Origin of the sequence: Gardnerella vaginalis ATCC 14018 = JCM 11026 (genome assembly GCF_001042655.1) — a bacterium.
Taxonomy (GTDB): Bacteria; Actinomycetota; Actinomycetes; order Actinomycetales; family Bifidobacteriaceae; genus Bifidobacterium; species Bifidobacterium vaginale.
The window spans coordinates 1,339,319-1,357,758 of sequence record NZ_AP012332.1; the positions used below are offsets into that span (position 1 = coordinate 1,339,319).

14 protein-coding genes, 4 tRNA genes and 1 riboswitch are annotated in these 18,440 nt (G+C 42.4%); of the genes, 3 read left to right on the forward strand and 15 right to left on the reverse strand.

The genetic code is table 11. From position 1 onward, the window contains the following. Window positions 1–84 precede the first annotated feature (84 nt). Genes GAVG_RS05125 through GAVG_RS05135 form a run of 3 tightly spaced genes read right to left on the reverse strand, consistent with a single transcriptional unit; the run spans window position 85 to window position 2,498 of the window. The gene (locus tag GAVG_RS05125) at window positions 85–801 is read right to left on the reverse strand and encodes a hypothetical protein (RefSeq protein WP_013399742.1); all 717 of its coding nucleotides are present in this window, start codon (window positions 799–801) and stop codon (window positions 85–87) included. 54 nt (window positions 802–855) lie between these two features. Next, the gene (locus GAVG_RS05130; protein ID WP_226988348.1) at window positions 856–1,494 is read right to left on the reverse strand and encodes a tRNA (cytidine(34)-2'-O)-methyltransferase; all 639 of its coding nucleotides are present in this window, start codon (window positions 1,492–1,494) and stop codon (window positions 856–858) included. A gap of 56 nt (window positions 1,495–1,550) precedes the next feature. Next, window positions 1,551–2,498 (reverse strand): DMT family transporter, encoded by a 948-nt coding sequence (locus GAVG_RS05135; RefSeq protein WP_004114476.1) that lies wholly within the window; start codon window positions 2,496–2,498, stop codon window positions 1,551–1,553. Between the two features lie 277 nt (window positions 2,499–2,775). Between GAVG_RS05135 and GAVG_RS05140 the strand changes: the two genes are divergently transcribed. Continuing rightward, a tRNA-Ser gene (locus GAVG_RS05140) sits at window positions 2,776–2,860 on the forward strand. 99 nt (window positions 2,861–2,959) lie between these two features. Here GAVG_RS05140 and GAVG_RS05145 read toward each other — a convergent pair. From GAVG_RS05145 to pgi, 9 genes are all read right to left on the reverse strand, one after another. After that, window positions 2,960–3,697 (reverse strand): HNH endonuclease family protein, encoded by a 738-nt coding sequence (locus GAVG_RS05145; protein WP_004573794.1) that lies wholly within the window; start codon window positions 3,695–3,697, stop codon window positions 2,960–2,962. Further along, complete coding sequence (locus GAVG_RS05150; protein WP_009994365.1) at window positions 3,681–6,281, reverse strand: 6TM ABC transporter family protein; 2,601 nt, start codon at window positions 6,279–6,281, stop codon at window positions 3,681–3,683. Before GAVG_RS05150 ends, GAVG_RS05145 begins: the two co-directional genes overlap by 17 nt. Before the next feature lie 253 nt (window positions 6,282–6,534). Then, a complete protein-coding gene (locus tag GAVG_RS05155; RefSeq protein WP_004114467.1) occupies window positions 6,535–7,218 on the reverse strand; it encodes a ribonuclease HII in 684 nt (227 codons plus the stop codon). Window positions 7,219–7,257: 39 nt separating this feature from the next. Continuing rightward, window positions 7,258–8,112: a signal peptidase I gene (gene lepB / locus GAVG_RS05160; protein WP_004114465.1), complete on the reverse strand. Its 855-nt coding sequence runs from the start codon at window positions 8,110–8,112 to the stop codon at window positions 7,258–7,260. Between the two features lie 37 nt (window positions 8,113–8,149). Then, the gene (gene rplS, locus GAVG_RS05165; RefSeq protein ID WP_004114457.1) at window positions 8,150–8,518 is read right to left on the reverse strand and encodes a 50S ribosomal protein L19; all 369 of its coding nucleotides are present in this window, start codon (window positions 8,516–8,518) and stop codon (window positions 8,150–8,152) included. A gap of 253 nt (window positions 8,519–8,771) precedes the next feature. Further along, complete coding sequence (locus GAVG_RS05170; protein ID WP_009994361.1) at window positions 8,772–10,322, reverse strand: ABC transporter ATP-binding protein; 1,551 nt, start codon at window positions 10,320–10,322, stop codon at window positions 8,772–8,774. Window positions 10,323–10,430: 108 nt separating this feature from the next. After that, window positions 10,431–12,179 carry an ABC transporter permease gene (locus tag GAVG_RS05175; protein WP_009994359.1) on the reverse strand — a complete coding sequence of 583 codons (1,749 nt, stop codon included), beginning with the start codon at window positions 12,177–12,179 and terminating at the stop codon, window positions 10,431–10,433. Between the two features lie 137 nt (window positions 12,180–12,316). After that, complete coding sequence (locus GAVG_RS05180; protein WP_226988334.1) at window positions 12,317–12,529, reverse strand: hypothetical protein; 213 nt, start codon at window positions 12,527–12,529, stop codon at window positions 12,317–12,319. Between the two features lie 113 nt (window positions 12,530–12,642). After that, a riboswitch (M-box (ykoK) riboswitch) is annotated at window positions 12,643–12,803 on the reverse strand. A 164-nt stretch (window positions 12,804–12,967) separates the two neighbouring features. Then, window positions 12,968–14,662 (reverse strand): glucose-6-phosphate isomerase, encoded by a 1,695-nt coding sequence (gene pgi / locus GAVG_RS05185; RefSeq protein WP_009994356.1) that lies wholly within the window; start codon window positions 14,660–14,662, stop codon window positions 12,968–12,970. Window positions 14,663–14,977: 315 nt separating this feature from the next. Here pgi and GAVG_RS05190 point away from each other — a divergent pair. Beyond that, window positions 14,978–15,050, forward strand: a tRNA-Thr gene (locus GAVG_RS05190). A 37-nt stretch (window positions 15,051–15,087) separates the two neighbouring features. Further along, window positions 15,088–15,168, forward strand: a tRNA-Leu gene (locus GAVG_RS05195). An 85-nt stretch (window positions 15,169–15,253) separates the two neighbouring features. Here the strand turns inward: GAVG_RS05195 and GAVG_RS05200 are convergent. The 3 genes from GAVG_RS05200 to GAVG_RS05210 form a co-directional block, all read right to left on the reverse strand. Then, complete coding sequence (locus GAVG_RS05200) at window positions 15,254–17,164, reverse strand: glycoside hydrolase family 25 protein (RefSeq protein WP_009994355.1); 1,911 nt, start codon at window positions 17,162–17,164, stop codon at window positions 15,254–15,256. 172 nt (window positions 17,165–17,336) lie between these two features. Beyond that, window positions 17,337–17,410: transfer RNA gene (locus GAVG_RS05205), tRNA-Gly, on the reverse strand. A gap of 219 nt (window positions 17,411–17,629) precedes the next feature. After that, the gene (locus GAVG_RS05210; protein WP_004114448.1) at window positions 17,630–18,106 is read right to left on the reverse strand and encodes a holo-ACP synthase; all 477 of its coding nucleotides are present in this window, start codon (window positions 18,104–18,106) and stop codon (window positions 17,630–17,632) included. Window positions 18,107–18,440 lie beyond the last annotated feature (334 nt).

The following is an 18,440-nucleotide window of genomic DNA, read 5'->3' on the forward strand; positions in this document are numbered from 1 at the left end:
GAGTATGCCCGCTATATGACACACCGTGTACAAAGAAACGATTTTACCCCTTCACATCGACTTTTGGCGCCATTTGTGCATGTGTTAGCGAACAGAAATAACCACGGGATTGCTTTGTAGTCCTGACACATCCTTATGCGCAATTTGTGCAATGTAAGTTCCGCGCGAAACTTTAGGCAAGTCGGCGTCATCTAAGCAATCCTTGCCGGTAGGCGTTCCGACTGTAGCATCCGTGCTCCATACGATTTTTTTCTCGTACGAATCACCTTTTGCCATTAACAAAGGCTTGAGTGGAATTCCGCACACATCTGATCTCCACTGCGGCTCTATTTTCTGCTGCTTTTCTTGCTTTTCTCTAGATTTATCTGATTTATCAGACTTATCAGCACTTACGCTGTCTCCAATTGTCAACACCATTCTGCCATCCGACGCATCTATTCTGCAGGAATCGTCTCCTTCATGAACTATGCGAGCAGTAAATTCTACGCTTCCTCCCATCGGTACAGATTGCGATGCTGAGGTTAATTCAATACGAACGTCTTTTGCACTACATTTTTTTATGATTCCAACAGGTCTTGGATCTGGCACAAGTTGTTTAGATAGAGTAACGTCTGAATGTTTGCTTATAGCAGTTCCGATTGCGGCAATTCCTTTGAAAACGCTGATTATGCAAAAGATACAAAACACTAAAACAGCCAGCAGCCCCACGCAAACTATGATTCGGCGGCGAATGTACATGCGGCGGCGCGCAGCACTAATCTTCCGCTTCGGTTTACGTTTTAACACAGGCATAGTCACCATTGTAATGCATGAGTAGTTTTAAGACTATTTTTGACTATAAGCTATTTTTATAGACTATTTTCCGCCCTCAAATCCAAGCTGACGCCACGCTTCATAAATGGCGATTGATGCGCAATTTGTAAGATTTAAGCTTCTAAGCGAAGGACGCATTGGCAAGCGAACCTGTTCCGCAACATGAGGGCCAGCCATAATATCCATTGGGTCTGGAATATCTCCTGGCTCTGGTCCAAAAAGCAAAATATCGTTCGGCTTATACTCAATATCTGTGTAAAGTTTTGTGGCATTTGCAGTAAACGCGATTATGCGAGAATTTGGCATTGACTCAACAAGGTTTTCAAAATTCGGGTGCATAACAACGTGTGCCATATCGTGATAATCAAGACCCGCGCGACGAAGCTTTGTATCTTGAAGATTAAATCCAAGTGGCTCTACAAGATGCAAAATAGTGCCCGTTACCGCGCAAAGGCGAATCGCAGAGCCTGTGTTTCCTGGGATTCTAGGCGAATAGAAGCACAAGTGCGGGGTCTGAGTTTGCGCAGTGCTTGCATCTTGCGCGCTTAGCATGGCATCCATAACGCTGATTGGATTTCCGTGCGCGTCTGTTACAAGCTCGTCCGGACCGTAGTTTGACTTTCGGTAGCCATACTCATACATCTGCTCTACACGATTGACTGGGTTTTGTGCGTCTTGCATACTTTTATCTTCTTTACTTTTATCTTCTTTACCTGTGACTTGCATACTCGTAATAATCACCTCAATAAAATCATCATAATAAAAATAAGCGCGAATCCTGCAAAATCAGCCCACGAGAACACAGCTCCCGTAAACACAACAGCCGTGATTGCCGCCATAACAGGCTCGCTCGCCCCCAAAAGCGTTCCGCGCACAGATCCAACTCGCATAACGCCAGCCAAAAACATCCAATATGCGCCAAAAGTTCCGCCAACAATCGTAAAAGTAAACAGCAAGTACGCGCGCAAATCCAAAGGAGGCATTGTTTGCCATGGCTTCACAAATGGCATCATAATAAGACCTGCAATAATAAACGTAATTCCGTTTACAGTAAGATTTCCCCATTTTGCAATCAATTTAACTGGCATAATCGCAAGAGCCGCCGTACTTGCAGCATCTGCCAATCCCCACAAAAGTCCCATCAGCGGCAGCGAAAGCGAGCTAAAATTGCCTCCCGTTGCCATAAGCGCAGTTCCTGCAAATGCAAGCAAAACACCAATGTTTTCGCGCAAAGTCGGAGTTCTTTTTGACCGCAAACACACATAAACAAGCACAAAAAGCAGATTCAGGCTTTGCAAAACAGTAGCCGTGCCAGAATTAGTCCAGTCAATTGTAAAAAGATACGCCACTTGCGTTAAAAGCACACACACAATACCTGTTACAACTAGCATTGGCCATGATTTTTTTGTGCTTAATGCATCAACGAGTTGCTTGCGATTAACAATTGACGCAACGATTACAAAAAGCACGCCTGCAGCAAGCTGACGAACGCACGCGATTTGCAACGGACTCACAAGGTATTGCGACATTAGAATCTTAGAAACAGTAGCATTCGTGCCCCAAAGCGCGCCACCAAGAATCGTCAAGATTATGCCAATCATCATTGTGCGCGGACTATGATCCACCGCAGGATTTGGCTTTTTAGGCTTTATTTTTTGGATATTCTTTACAAAACCAACATCCATGCTAAACACCTTCTAAACTTACATCCCGTACTCGCTAATAATCCTGTAGTTTTGCGCATATGTAGCAAGTTGTAAGTCGCAAACCTCGCAAATCGCTTACTACATATGAAAAATCTACACTATCACATAATCAACAACACGCACATAATCAACAACACGCAATTGCAAGGATTGTATACTCAAATCAATCCGCCACGCGCGACTTTGCATTATCCTCAGTTTATGTTATCTTATTTAAGTTGTCTTTCGTTATGCTGTTTAGCACAATGATTGATGTGGAGAATTCGCCTAGTGGTCTATGGCGCACGCTTGGAAAGCGTGTTGGTGTAACAGCCTCACGAGTTCGAATCTCGTATTCTCCGCGCTTAGGGTTCTAGCCAGCATCATTGGTTAGAACCCTTTTTATATATTTGCCTATGCATCAAAATATATGAACATAAACAAGCAGCTTAGCGTCGAACTCAACTGTTAGGCAATTTCTGCGCAGAACAACCATGCAAAATTGAAGCCATGCTACGTTTTTCCGCACTAGTAACGCTAAGATCGTACTTATACTTAACAGCAATCTGCCTAGCTACATAATCGCATCTAAAGGATTTATTAGATGGAAGCCAATAAGCCGCAGAAGCAGATCCTTTTTCTTGGTTCGCTGCTCCTTGAACAGCAAGAAGATTAAGCATATCGTTACCAAACTTAAGCCTCTTGGCATGACTCCATTTCCAAGCGCCTGATTGCCAAGCGTTTTCTAGTGCTACAACATGGTCGATTTGAACAAGAGCACTAGTTTTTCTTCCTCGAACAAAATTAATATTTAAACCGGTATAAGGATCGTGCAAAAGCCCTGATGCTACTTTGCAAGAACCAGAATACTTAAAACGAACCTGTTTTAAATCGCGAGCAAGAACATCTTCTCTAACATCACAGCCATTTTTATCAACATCTGTAGTCCTGTATCCAAAGACACTCCTGTTGTATCCAGACGGGTGTGATTTAGCGACTTTTAGCTTATTAAGAAGAGCAGCAGCATCTCCATCAGCAACGTATTCACCAGTAATTTCGCCGACATCATGATTGATTTTTGGCAGAACAAGCCCAATAACAATGCCTATAAGAATAGCCAAAGAAATAAGCCATATAAAAGAGGTTATTCTTTTGGATATAGGATTACTTGAATAATGCGTATTACGATCGTACTGCATGATTTATGTCTACAACCCAAGGGATACGCCTAATAACAACGTCTAAAACTTGTTGAATAAGGCTAATAAGCACAATAATTGCCATAACCGCGTACACAACATTCCATTGTGGATTCTTAGTGACAATTGGGTGAATAGTGTTAGAAACAAGCATTATTGTGTTCGCAATACCTATAAGAGCAACAGACATAAGAATTGCCTGCATTCTTCCCACTTTACGAGATAATCGCACTCGCTGTTGCGAAAGCTTACGCATTGAATCAACAACACGCTTAACACAATGCTCACCCTGTCGGAAAGCTAGAACCTCATCAATACCAAGTTCTACATCATCAACTTCAAGCTCCACCATCTTTTGTTCTGAATGAACTTTCTTAATAAAACTGCGGAGTCTAAGTCTAAATAATCCTGGAATTATAAACACTATTAGAGCACAAATCACAACAGCAAAAATAGCAATTTGAATATCAAAGTAACATAACAAAACGATTGCTGGAATAATCGACAAAGCCATTCCAACACTCATGCTTAAACCTGCCTTGTGCAAATGCGCATGATGAAGATCCACGCCAGCAAAAGATGTCACTAATGTTATGCATCTTAAACATGCGCATACGCTTACGATAAGCACGTATTCTTGCATAGCAAGTCCAAAAAGCGGTCGATTAGCGATAGCGAACATTGCTGCAAAAGTGCAAACAGGTATCAATACTGCGCAAACTATATTGATTGCTGTAGAGAATGCTGAAAGAATCGCAAAAAACGCCTTTTTCAACGAAGATATAGTTGATTTACTTTCATGAGATAAATCTTTCAATAAGCCTTCGTGTTTTGCATTATTAAAATTCTTATTAGAGTTTTCATCAAAACTTTTAGCATATTTGTCTACTTTATTAGCTTTATCAACACTACCATCTGCGAAATTTTCGACATAAGAGCTAATAGAACTAGAACTGGTGTAATGCGAATTATGATATACACTAACGTTAACCAAATTGTCCGCTTTAGAAACGTAGTTATCGTCTGGCAAAAATACAAGAATCGTAGCTTTTTTAGCAACATGACGCAAAATATCACATAAATTCTTAGCTTCATCAGAACTAATATCGCTTGAAGAATAGTCGAAAATATACACTGGAGTTCTACGAATAAGCGCACGAGCCATAATAATTCGTCGGAAAATATCTTGCTTATTTTCAACCTGAATATTGTCTACACGCAAATCTAATCCGTTATAATCCGCATAAACAACACCATCTACATGAGCAGTACGCAATGCTTGCCACATAGATGTAGTAGTAGCATTAGACGATGCCATGAGCAGATTCTCTCGCAAAGTGGCTGAAAACAGATGACTATTTGAACGAACAATAGTAACAAGATCTGCAATAGCACCAGGATTTTCATTATTTAGTGAAACATAAGTTGAGTTTCCAGAAATATCACCAAAATCAGATACCACAAAAGGCGATTCAACATCTACTTCAGAAAAACCATATCTATCGCTGTAAGATAGCGCAACATCTGATTTATCGCTAAAAACTACGCCATTCAAAACATTATTAGTAAATAATTCGTAGTATTCCTTTGGCATTACATTCAATTTTCCACTTGAAATATTAAAGGATGCACGCAAAGGTTTATTATTTTCAGTGAAATTGCATCGCACATGAAGAGAAACATTACTGGCTCCATCTGGGATGCTCAGCGACTTTTTATTATCTGAGAAATCTATGGAATCTGCAGAAGCAGAAGATTCTACAGAGTCTAAATTAGAAGAATGAACCTTATTAGAAGCAACACTTTTAAACAAGTCACTAATGTTATTCAAACCTAAAACAGCCCGATTTTTAATATGCATACAGTTAGCAACTCTACGTATTGGATCTACGCTTAGCATAAGAAGGGGCAAAGTTAGCATTGCAGCAGGAAGACCAACAGATTTAACAGAAAGAAGCCAAACTGTAGAAATAATTGCCACACCAGTCATTAAATACGTTAAAAATACGCATAAACAGCGCCACAAAACGCGAACATCTGCAAGAGCAGATACAAGTGCCAAAGTAGAAAAAATTGACGCAAAAACGCAAATCGTGGCAACATAAGAGTTTATTGAAAACATTGCAACACTAACCGCAAAAGGCATAGGAAAAGCAGCAATGATCTGCGGCAAAAGTAAACCATACCAACGTTGAACCCACGCAACATCATCGTTCACACAAATAGAAGAATATCCCTTAGACCACTTTTTAGAAGAACTCAAAGAAAGCATAGAACGCAACATTTTTGGTCTAAGCTTCATAGATACGCGAGTTCCAATTTCGGTAGAAATAGTACAAGACTGATGGAACGCAATATATTTTACGATAAGTATTCCAACAAGAGAAATAAGATAAGACGTCAATTCAACAGAGCTTAACAAGGATTTGCCAGTATATTTTGCAGGAATAAGCACTGGCGAAAGAATTCCAACACAAACATACACAAAACCAATATTCGCAAGAGAAGATATAGCAAGACACGCCGCTCTTAAAACAACCAAGTGCTTAACACCTGGAACAAAAGCGAAGAAACGACCAATCATTTAACTATCCTTTTCTTTTCCATAGAAAACTCTTTTAAATTCCAAAAATACTTTCACGCACTACAAAGTACACACACGATACCCTGCAGATTGAATCTACAAATTCGAGTAGCTCGCACTGTTAAAATCAGCTTTAAATCTCTTAAAAACGCTATCTAAACACTCTCTACAAACACATACCCACGCACTAGCTCACTACCCCTTTAGCATTCAAGATTACGCTGAGCATCAGGCATCAACACGCCGAAGAACTTTAGCTTAAATGCCAACTAATACGATGCAAATCACTAGGACCATACTCTAAAATCGCAGCTCTATGCGATTTAGAACCATAACCCTTGTTATGTGCCCAATCATAAATTTTATATTTAGGATCATCAGACAAGCTTGTCATAAGAGAATCTCGAGTCACCTTTGCGATCACAGAAGCTGCAGAAACACTAGCACACTTCTGATCAGCCTTAACTAAAGTGTGAACTTTAACAGGAAAATCAATACTAGGCGCATCAAAAGTTCCAGAAACCTTACCAATATAATTAAATGGTCCATCTAAAATCGCTGCAATATGAGCATTTTCAAGCTTATATCGCATACTGTTTTGCACATCTGAAATTGCACGAATCGCGGCTACACCAAGAGCATAACTTATTCCCCACTCGTCAATCTCGCGATTTGTACAAGAACCAACAGCAAAAGCATCGCACCAATTTTCAAGAGGCTCCAATAATCCTTCACGCTTGTGAGCGTTAATAAGCTTGGAATCAGCTAATCCATCAGGAAAATAACCAGAATTAATTTTATCGGCACCAAAAAGAGCAGCACCAACCATAACAGGACCAGCTAAACTACCACGTCCAACCTCATCTAATCCAATAACCCAATCGAAGCCACTTTTTAAAAGGTCTTGCTCAAAGTTAAAAGACGGAACAGCAGCCAAAATCTCCCCAAATCTAATATCTACGCACGTTTAAAAGAACTATTTAGCATCTGACTTATTTCTTACATCATCAAACGCATCGCTATGATTTTCAAAAATACCCATACGATTCAAAGGCCAAAAACGCATAAATGCCACGCCTTCAACCTTAGAAATAGGTACCAAACCATCGTCACCATCATTCTTATGATACCTAGAATCCGCAGAGTTAGCGCGATTATCTCCTAGAACAAATACATGACCAGGTTTAACCTTCACCTTAAACGGGAAGGAACTAGGACTTACACCTGGTTTAATATAAGCAGATTCAAGCACAGGAACACCGTTAACAAGAATTGGGTCACCATCGCCCTTACATTCAACGGTATCCCCAGGCAATCCAATTAGACGCTTTATAAGATCTTTACCAGACACAATTCCGCCGCGACTATTTTCACCTTGAAGCCAATTAGCAGGATCTTCAAAAACAACAATATCTCCACGATTTAGCGGAAACAGTCGAGGAGTGAGCTTAGACGTAACAACATAATCGCCAATATGAATTGTGTCTAGCATAGAGCCAGACGGAATAAAATATACGCCGAGAATAAAAACACGAAGAAAAATAACAACAAGAATAGGCACAAGATACCATGCAACAAGCTCTTTCCAAGATGTTTTAAAAAGCTTGCGAGTACGAACCTTGGACTGAGATTTAGAGGAATCATAATCACTATCTTGATATCCAGAAATATGATTCCCTTTTATTTTTCCATGCCTAGCACGTTTAGCACTGAAGCCAGAAGTTAGACTTGGTCTTTCTTCTGGCTCCGGTGGAACTGGAGAAGGATTTAAGCCGTGACCTGCCACATTAACAATGTGACCATCGCTATTTTGCAAGTCTTCGGCAGACATATTAATCCTTAACGTTAAATCCTTAACCTTAATAAATTTACTTAGCAGCGCTGTTGTCACGACGCTCGGCAATACGAGCAGCCTTACCACGCAAAGCGCGCAAGTAGTAAAGCTTAGCGCGACGAACGCGACCACTACGAACCAGCTTAATCGAATCGATAGCTGGGGAATGAAGTGGGAAGCGACGCTCAACACCAGTGCCGAAGCTCACCTTACGTACAACGAAAGTCTCGCGAACACCAGCACCCTTACGAGCGATAACAACGCCAGTAAAGGTCTGAATACGAGTGTTGTTGCCTTCCTGAATCTTAACGTTAACGTCAACAGTATCTCCAGGACGGAAAGCTGGGATTTCCTCAGCAGACTTAAGATGCTTAGCATCAAATGCTTCTACAGCATTCACCATGATAATTCCTCCTCGCCGCCGCATATCGACGTAAGCTACATCAAAGTAAGTTAGTCTAATTTTAACTTTTTCAACTTTACTTTGAATAATCCTTCCCAAAAAGTTTGCTTTTCAGGGCTTCCATCTGCCAAAACTTTAAAAAAGCAGGCTAGACTATTGATAAGTCGACTATGCGGCATCGCCTTATCGAAAGCATACAAAACACAAATTTATGCTCAATAATGGACATTATTGAGCATTATTTCGCACTATTTCAGCGCACAACGCCATTAAGCGGCGCCGTCTCAACAGTACGAGTTAATTCGTCATCATCGGCATCGTAGTCAAAAAGCTCACCATAACGACCCCAGCTAATCGCAATATCAAATTGCTGACGAGCCAAGGCGTCCGTATGCTTGCTGCGAAGCAAATCCAAAATCAACTCGCCACGAAGCTTGCCATTGCGGTTTCGGCTCAAAGCCTGATCAATTGCATGAACAAGAGGAGCATGCTCAATTGCAAGACGCGCAAACACCTGCTTGCTGTGCAAAATGTCGGCATTATGCCATTCTTGACCTGCTGGCGTAATAGTAATATGACCATTTTCTGCTGTAAGCAAATTAAGCATTGTTCCAGCATCTACAAGTGGGAACAAATCATCGATTTCAAACGACAAATCCGCAGCCAAATCAGCCAAATCAATGCCATCTGGCTCTTCCGAAATAACGTCTAGCAAACCTGCCATTCCTCCTGGCGTTGCGTTCGGCAGCAAGTGCACAGCAACAGGCTCAGGCTTCGGCTCCCCCGCATCCGCCTGCTCCTCGTTTTGCTTAGCTTCTGCCTCCGCGTCGTGATGCTTTTGAATAAGCATGTCGGCGATTGCAGCAGCCTCTGTTTCTTCCGCATCCGTCTGTTCCACAGGTTGAGAATCGCCATCCGCACCAGACAAGTCGCCAGCAACCGTTGTATCAGTATTATCTGGCTCAGATTCACCCTCTGGCATAGAACCAGTCAAAATCGCATAAAGATTATCAACCATCGCCTCAAATTCAGCACTATGCTTGTCTCTCGGGCGAGGCAAATCAACTTGCACGTCTGCAATCAAATGCCCAGGATGAGATCCCAAAACCACCACGCGATCTGCCATTTGCACAGCTTCTTCAATATTGTGCGTAACGATTACAACAGACTTGATATCACGCTCTTCACTAGACCAAAGCTTAAGAACTTCCTGACGAAGATTTTCTGCTGTAAGAACGTCAAGCGCAGAAAATGGCTCGTCCATAAACAGAGCATCTGGGCGCAAAACAAGCGCGCGCGCAATACCTACGCGCTGACGCATGCCGCCAGAAAGCTCCTTTGGGTACGCTGTTTCAAAGCCGTCCAAACCAATAGCATCAATTGCTGCGAGAGCAAGCTCCGTGCGCTTTTCTTTGCTAACGCCTCTAGCGCGCAAACCAAGCTCCACATTGTCTTGAACTGTAAGCCATGGCATAAGTGCGAATGTTTGGAAAACGATTGCCACCCCTGGGTTTGGACCAGTAAGCTCGCGACCGCGATACGTTACAGTTCCCTCTGTTGGCTGAATTAAGCCTGCCATTGTTCGCAAGAAGGTTGATTTTCCAGCGCCAGAACGCCCTAGAATTGCAACGATTTCGCCTTCGCGCAACGTAAACGATATATCGTGAAGTACGTGCTGAGTAGTTCCACTATCCGATGTGAAACTTTGAGTTATGTGTTTTGCGTCGATGATATCGCTTGTAACTGAAGATTGCGCAGCCAAATTCTGCGCAGCCTTTTCTGCGGTTTTGTTCAAAGTGTTCATAATATTTGCCAATCTGTTTTGTAAAGTTAAAAAGTTTATAAACTTAAAAAGTTTAATTTTCCGTAGTTTATTTGATTTATTCGATTGATTAGTCGATTGATTAGTCGATTAATTCAAAACAAATCTTTTTGCCGAATACCTTTGCAAAGGAGTCCAGAACAGTCGATTACTTAACACCACTATTAAGCTCATAACCGTTACTCCCACAAGCGTTTTTACAGAATCACCAACGGTTGTTGCATTCGTAATATACGCGCCCAAACCCTGAGTTGCCATGTGATTCTTGCCATATTCCACAATCTCTGACACAATCGAAGCGTTCCAAGCACCACCAGCGGCAGTAATTCCGCCAGTGCACCAGGATCCAAAAATCGCAGGCAAAACAAGAGTCTTCCACTTGAGCATACGATTTAATCTAAAGCTTCTTGCCATTTCTCGTAAATCGTCTGGAATCGCGCTAGCGCCTGCAATAACGTTAAACAGAATGTACCATTGCGTGCCAAGCGCCATCAAAATAATACTTCCCCATCCAAGGTCAATATGCCAAGCCATAAACCACATCATTGCAAATGGGAACACAAAGTTTGCTGGGAAGCTAGCCAGAATTTGCACAACAGGTTGCATAATTCGCGAAATCTTAGGATTCATGCCAATATATACGCCTACTGGAACCCAAATCAGCGAGCTCACAAAAATCAACACAGCTACGCGAGCAAAAGTCAAAGCTCCTAACGCTCCAGCTGTAGCGAACTCCTGCAAACCTGTGCGAGTTGCTACAAAGTAAAGCATTTGAGCAGCAAGCCCCAAAATCAGCACAGCCATAACAATGTTGAAAACCAAGTCGCCAAGTTTACGCTGTGATGCTTTACGCGGCCACTGTGAACCTGTGCGTCCGAATGGTCGTGTAATAATTTCAAGCCATTCGCGAATCGGAGAAAACAGCTTGCTAATAACTTCGTCGGCATGCGAATGACGAATAAGTGTCAAAACAGCACTCTTTCGTTCTTCGTCGGATGCGCTTTGAGTTATGCGGAATCGTTCTGCCCAGGCGGTAAGCGGCTTCCAAAGGAAGAAGTCAATCGCTAGCACAACAACAATCATGGATAAAATAGCCCACCAAATGTTTCCAAGCTTGTTTTCTGCTGCAGATTGCGCCACAAAACTACCTACTCCAGGAAGCGCGTAAGTGTGATTGTTTACGGAAATCATTTCGGAAGCAGTAAGGAAGAACCATCCGCCGCCAACGCTCATCATGCAATTCCAAAGCAGCGGAATCATTGCGTTTGGCATATCTAGTACCCAGAATCGCTGCCAATGCGTAAGTTGCAAGCTGCGCACTGCCTCGTCTAGCTCTTTTGGCTCGCTTAAAAGCGAACGGTGGAACGAGAAAGTCATATTCCAAGCCTGGCTTGTAAAAATCGCAAAAATCGAAGCGGCTTCAACGCCCATCATCGATCCTGGGAAAATCACCAGCCAAATCGTTACTGTAGCCGAAAGGAAGCCAAGAATTGGAACGGATTGCAAAATGTCTAGCAACGGAATAAGAACCTTGCCTAGTCGGCGGCTGCGCGCTGCAAGAGATCCGTAAATAATGGTAAAAATCAGCGATGCTATAAGCGCAAGCATCATACGAAACACGGATCTAAGCGTGTAGTAAGGCAAATTAATAAGGTCAGTTGAAACTGCAGAAGGTATTCCTTTAGGTCCAATCGGCTGGTTAATGCGCTGCAAAAGGAAAGCGCTTACTCCAAAAAGCGCGATTATACCAACGCACACAATAATGTCGGACCAAAAACGAGTGTTTTCGTCTACTTGCGTACTAGCACCGTTTTTTCCAGATGTTGTAAATATTGTCATGATAAGTCCTCTGGGAACGCGTATTTTTACACGCGTTTGCCGCTTATCACCACTATTTTTTGCGTTTATCTTAAATTTCGCTTAGAATTTTAGACTTTATTTTAGAAGCGCTTATTTAGCGCGCGGCTGCTGGCGACTTATCCCAACAAATCAAATAAAATAAAATCTTTAATCTCAAAACCTGTAATCGCAAACATTTTGGCGGTGACTGCCGGTTTTTTATATTCATCTTTTGTATATTCAGGGGGAACGTCCGTACTACTACTAATACTGTCTGAATCGTCACTAACGGCATTAACTGTATTAGCGCTTTGATTACAACTGGTACTACTGCTACTGTCATGTTTCACGGCAATCACCTCCTCTAGCTTGTGCGCGCCAACGCAAAACCGTATCATCGTATCATCATTGAACCGGACGGCAAGCAAGAAGACACAAGGTGATTTTTAAATCAAAAGAAATCAACCTTAATCTTGTCGTTCAAGCTTCAGCTTCGCAGGGCGGTGGTGTTGCATTAGTCGAAGCCTTGAAATCGACAACGACTGTTGACCAACTTGCAGTGTCTCCACTGTGTTGCGGCAGCAACCCGTATCCCCGTGGTAGCCTTACCTACCGACCGTGCTCATTATAAATTATCACTGCTCTTGTGTCAACCTATTTTTGAATCGAAGTGCATTCGCGCGCTACGCTCTAAGCGCTCATGCAAGTCGATTCGCAAAAAGCCTCTTGAAGATTTAATCAACAAGAGGCTTTAAATCAACAATCAAATAAGATTGCTACACACTCACTTACTTGCGATGAGCGCGATAGAAGCGAATCAAGCTCTGGGTAGAAGCATCCTGAGCTGCCAAAGCATCGTCATCCTTAGAGATTGCAGGAGTAATCTGCTTTGCAAGCTGCTTGCCAAGCTCCACACCCCACTGATCGTAGGAATCCAAGCCCCAAACAGTGCCTTCGACGAAGGTGATGTGCTCGTAGAGAGCAATCAACTCGCCCAAGCTAAATGGAGTCAAAGCTTCGCCGAAGATAGAAGTGGTTGGACGGTTGCCGCTAAATACGCGAGCTGGAACAATCTCTTCTGGAGTTCCTTCAGCGCGAACTTCGTCAGCAGTCTTGCCGAAAGCAAGAGCCTTAGTCTGTGCAAGATAGTTGCCCAAGAAGAGCTCGTGCACATCCTGATCGCCATCTTTAGTAGGATTTGGCGTGTTCACGAAAGCAATGAAGTCAGCTGGAATAAGCTGAGTGCCCTGGTGAATCAACTGGTAGAAAGCGTGCTGGCCGTTGGTGCCTGGCTCACCCCAGAAGATTTCGCCGGTTTCGCTTGTTACAGGAGTGCCGTCCCAGCGCACAGACTTACCGTTGGATTCCATGGTGAGCTGCTGCAAATAAGCTGGGAAACGGTGCAAGTACTGATCGTATGGAAGCACAGCGTGAGAAGCAACCTTGTAGAAGTTGCGGTACCAAACGTTGAGCATACCGAGAAGCACAACAACATTCTTCTCGAATGGGGTTTCAGCAAAGTAAGTATCGATTGCGTGGAAGCCCTTCAAGAACTCTTCGAAGCGCTCTGGTCCAAGAACTACAGCCAAAGAAGTGCCAACAGCGGAATCCACAGAGTAGCGGCCGCCAACCCAGTTCCAGAATCCGAAAGCGTTGGTTGGGTTAATGCCGAACTCTTCAACCTTCTCGAGATTGGTGGAAACAGCCACGAAGTGCTTTGCAACAGCTTCAGCCTTCTTTGCGTCGCTGCCGTCAATAGCACCGCTCTCCTGAAGCTTATTAAGCAACCAGGTACGAGCGGTACGAGCGTTGGTCAAAGTCTCCAAAGTGGTGAAAGTCTTGGAAACAATGATGAAAAGCGTGGTTTCTGGATCCAAATCCTTGGTCTTCTCTGCCATATCATTTGGATCGATATTAGAAACATAGTGAGCGCTAATTCCAGCATCAGCATATGGCTTCAAGGCTTCGTAAACCATGACTGGACCCAAATCAGAGCCGCCGATACCAATGTTTACAACGGTCTTGATGTTCTTGCCAGTAACGCCCTTCCAAGCGCCGGAGCGAACTTCGTTAGCAAAATCGTAAATGCGACCCAACACTTCACGCACGTCGGCAACGGTATCCTGACCGTCTACCATGAACTTACCAGCATCTTCGGCTGGACGACGCAAAGCGGTGTGCAATACTGCACGATCTTCGGTGTTGTTAATGTGCACGCCAGTGTACATCGCCTTAGTGCGCTCATCAAGCTTAACTGCCTTTGCAAGGTCGGCGAAAAGCTTAAGCGTCTCTGGCTTAATCAAATTCTTAGAAAGATCGAAGTGGAGGTCTCCAGCTTCGAAGCTCAACTTATCCACGCGATTTGCATCCTGAGCAAACCACTTCTTCAGGCTCACGCCTTCGGACTGCAATTCATCATAGTGCTTCTGCAAAGCAGCCCATTCAGGTGTTTTAACGGCGTCAACTGGTGGATTGATGGCCATTTCTTGGTCCTTTCATCTTGAATGAAGTGACGTGATGCCTTGTTTTATCAATCTTTAGGCACACTTGAACACGTTTTAATCACAATAATCATCGAGAATCATAGTGAACTATAAAGTAAACACGTGTAAATGCGCGCAAAGTGGAACTTGTGCATCACTATCTTCCAATTGCCAAGATACTCACAAAAGCGGACAGAAATACACTTTGACTAGAACACATGCGAACATTTGCGGCGCGTCATGCTAGACAAATTGCAAATATTAATATATAGTATTTGATTTGTGCGCGAGTCGCGAATGCTTCTCGGGCAAATTGCCACTTTAGCTCAGTCGGTAGAGCGTCTCACTCGTAATGAGAAGGTCGACAGTTCGATTCTGTCAAGTGGCTCTTAAAGTTTCTTTTTCGCTTGTTTTAGGCGATTTAAGCGCGAGTGGCGAAATGGTAGACGCGCAGGATTTAGGTTCCTGTGTCTTACGACATGTGGGTTCAAGTCCCATCTCGCGCACAAAAATGGACCAAATGCTATTGCACCTGGTCCATTTTTCTCTTAAACGAAACAACCAAAGAAAATATTAACTCTTAGTCTAAAACTACACTCCAAAAGCATAAGTCTTAGTATCTTTGAGTGTACCATTAGATGTGTAGGCTTCAAAATGTGTCCAATAAATTCCAGATTTAGGACTCCACAAAGCCCATGGACCCTTAAATTGGCTCACCCATTGTTTGGCGTTATAGTCATATATTTTGATAATCGTGTAACCATTAGGATTATTTGTAGTAGCACCTAGTAAAACATTGCTACCACGCCAAGCCGCATAAGTGCCAGAAATCACGGTATCACCTGTAAAAACAGGAGCCGGTGCATTTTGAATCTCATAATGGAAAGCAATGGTTTTGTTACCCAAAGGCTTCTTAGTGAACGAATCACGAACATCACAGTGAAGCCAATAATCACCGTTGCTTGTCACCCAAGAAGCCCAATTGCTAACAGACCAGTCAGAAATAGTCTTCCACTGCTTATTAAGCAAATCGTAAGCAAGCCAACGGTATTCCATATGATTGTAAATACTACTACTTGCTGCAGCGCCTACAGCTATATCGTTACTGCGAACAATCCACGTAAAATCGATGTGAGCGCGGCTTGTAGGCGTAGTTGGCCTAGTACCAAATGCATTTAAATCAACATTACCTTGAATTCCAGATACAGAACCGCTAGAAGTGTACTGCCAGCCGCCTAATGGTGTTGTAATGTTAAAAAGCGTACTGGCACCATAGCTAGCAACCCAGCTTGTACGATCGTGAATATATTGGGAATTAAGCGGACCGTTTAAATAATTAGCATAAGAATAAACACCTAGATTAGTGTATCCAGCAGAAGCAAGCTGGTTCCACCACGATGCAACAATATTCTGATAAACATATGGATCAGTAGGTGGTTGATGCCCTGCCCACTCCCATCTTTCCAAATCATAGTAAACAGGGTATGCAAGGTCACTTGGATTAACGCCAGCACCTTGCAAAAGCCTTGCCACATCAGCACCTTCGGAAGCTCCATCAGAAGGCGTTTCAGCGTAGGAATAAACATAAACTCCAAAAGGAATACCTAAACGCTTGCATTCGTTAATATTTCGCACAGCATACTTGTCGTAACCATTATCCCAACCGTAGCTGATGCGAATTATTGTACCTTCTACTCCAGCGGCTTTAGCAGCAGCCCAATCAATTTCATGCTGATGTTCAGAAACATCTATAACACCTCTAGCGTTATAAGCAAACATGTTTCCGTTGCCATCAAAGAATGATTGAGAACCATTGTAATCTTCCCATTCCACACCATAATTTGTTACAGGCAAATAGGCTTTGCGAACAATACCATCAGTTGTTGTGGCTGTTTTAGAAGACAATATTGTTGAATCTTTTGCTTTAGCAGAAGATTTAGACTCGTCTGGAATAGGCTGATTTGAGCTTATTAGACGAACTTTGGAAGGATTGGCAGAATTTGTAGAATTCGTAGAATTGTAGCGCTTAATTGCTTTTCGCAAATCTCCAACAGTAATAGGCGTAAAACGTCTTCCATCGCTCTTAGCAAGAGGATCTGGCTGCTTGTCTTTAGTACCAATAATTTTAGGATCAGTAACAATATCGCCAGTTTTAAGAGATTTCAAATGACCAGTAGATGTAAGAGCATATTTTGAAGAAACTACTTCGTCACTATTCTTAAATGACGACGCCACTTTTGAAGGCAACTTAAAATCAGGATTATTGGCATCACCATCGGCAAAACCATTCAAACGATTATCTTCAGCAGAATTACTATTCCCATTATCTGCACTTTTTATTGCATTATTTTTGGCACTTCTTAATGAACTTCTTGATGAACTAGAAGCAGAGCCTTCAAAAACACCACGTCCTTCAACATTAATAGATGGAGAAACGTTCATAACAAATGCAGCAGCAACAGAAACTAAACTTGCAATTACACGTACAATAATTTGTCCCACAACTCCTCCAGAGATATGCTTTTACGTGTTTTTACCTCATACAACCATAGCAATATGCGCAAACAGTAAAGAAACAAATCGCAAATCAGAATAACGAAAAAACACAAAAATAACTATGACTAATCACGATATATTTAGAACAATCGGAATCAAAGAAATCACAGAAATCAAGTGGAGCGGATGACGGGAATCGGACCCGCGTCATCAGTTTGGAAGACTGATACTCTACCATTGAGCTACATCCGCAATTGCACGTAATGGAATTTTTATAAGACCCCAAAACAGCGACTCGAACAATTATACAGATGATTTTGACATAAAACAACTAACGACACTCCACTTAGATTCTCAAGAGCGTTGTACCACACGATTAACATTCCCGTGTTTGTTCCCTTTTTATGCAAATACGACAACAAACGCGGGAAAAAAAAATAAACAAAACCATACAGTGCAAATCGCAAATATCTAAGCTATTTCTAGAATCACAAACGCAGAGGCGATTGCAGATGCATCTTCAAGCAAACCATCGTGGCTCAAAGAAACATGCCATCTAATAGAAAAGCCATTCTGTGCATTAATCATAGGAACCGTGCTCAAAGATTGCATAAGCTTTTCATTAACAGCATCATTAAGATGGACACTTGGGCAACCACGAGAATCATCTAAAATCTCAATACTCGACCACGGTGTGTTATCTAGCGTGTAAGGATATTTTGCATCTCCAAACGAAGATAAAGCCTCGCACCACGCTTTTATAACTGCCTCTTTTCCAGCCCAGCGCGCTGCAATATGCATCGCCTCAGCGTCGTTTTTTGAGTTCGCTCGCATGGCGCACTGTCTAAGCTCTCTCTGAGAAAACAGAGCACGCCAACCATCGCCATCATGCATCTGCTCAGCAAACTGCGCAACGTTTACCAAGTCGTGCCCTATTCCTGCAATCATACACACCTACTTTTAGCACATATACATACTTTTTTATGTTCTACGCAAAAATACTATATAAAATCTTGTATAAAATATATTTAAATCAACAATCACTTACGCGCTTTTACTGCAGTAGCAAACGCCGAAAAAATCACCGGCAAATGTTTTCCAAAACTACAAAACGACAGCAAACGCCAGAAAATTACGCACGCTACTACCTGCTTAAGCATGTGTACAAGAAACGCTACAAGTGTGATTAATTCATATGCGAATAAATTACTATAAAACGATAAAATTTTAGATAATTTTAAACAATCCGTCGTTATGACAATATTTTATACATAGAGCACCC

Coding starts and splice junctions, on each gene's coding strand:
- GAVG_RS05125 (WP_013399742.1), bottom strand. CDS start 801: ATGGTGACTATGCCTGTGTTAAAACGTAAACCGAAGCGGAAGATTAGT.
- GAVG_RS05130 (WP_226988348.1), bottom strand. CDS start 1,494: ATGCAAGACGCACAAAACCCAGTCAATCGTGTAGAGCAGATGTATGAG.
- GAVG_RS05135 (WP_004114476.1), bottom strand. CDS start 2,498: ATGGATGTTGGTTTTGTAAAGAATATCCAAAAAATAAAGCCTAAAAAG.
- GAVG_RS05145 (WP_004573794.1), bottom strand. CDS start 3,697: ATGCAGTACGATCGTAATACGCATTATTCAAGTAATCCTATATCCAAA.
- GAVG_RS05150 (WP_009994365.1), bottom strand. CDS start 6,281: ATGATTGGTCGTTTCTTCGCTTTTGTTCCAGGTGTTAAGCACTTGGTT.
- lepB (WP_004114465.1), bottom strand. CDS start 8,112: ATGTCTGCCGAAGACTTGCAAAATAGCGATGGTCACATTGTTAATGTG.
- rplS (WP_004114457.1), bottom strand. CDS start 8,518: ATGGTGAATGCTGTAGAAGCATTTGATGCTAAGCATCTTAAGTCTGCT.
- GAVG_RS05170 (WP_009994361.1), bottom strand. CDS start 10,322: ATGAACACTTTGAACAAAACCGCAGAAAAGGCTGCGCAGAATTTGGCT.
- GAVG_RS05175 (WP_009994359.1), bottom strand. CDS start 12,179: ATGACAATATTTACAACATCTGGAAAAAACGGTGCTAGTACGCAAGTA.
- pgi (WP_009994356.1), bottom strand. CDS start 14,662: ATGGCCATCAATCCACCAGTTGACGCCGTTAAAACACCTGAATGGGCT.
- GAVG_RS05210 (WP_004114448.1), bottom strand. CDS start 18,106: ATGATTGCAGGAATAGGGCACGACTTGGTAAACGTTGCGCAGTTTGCT.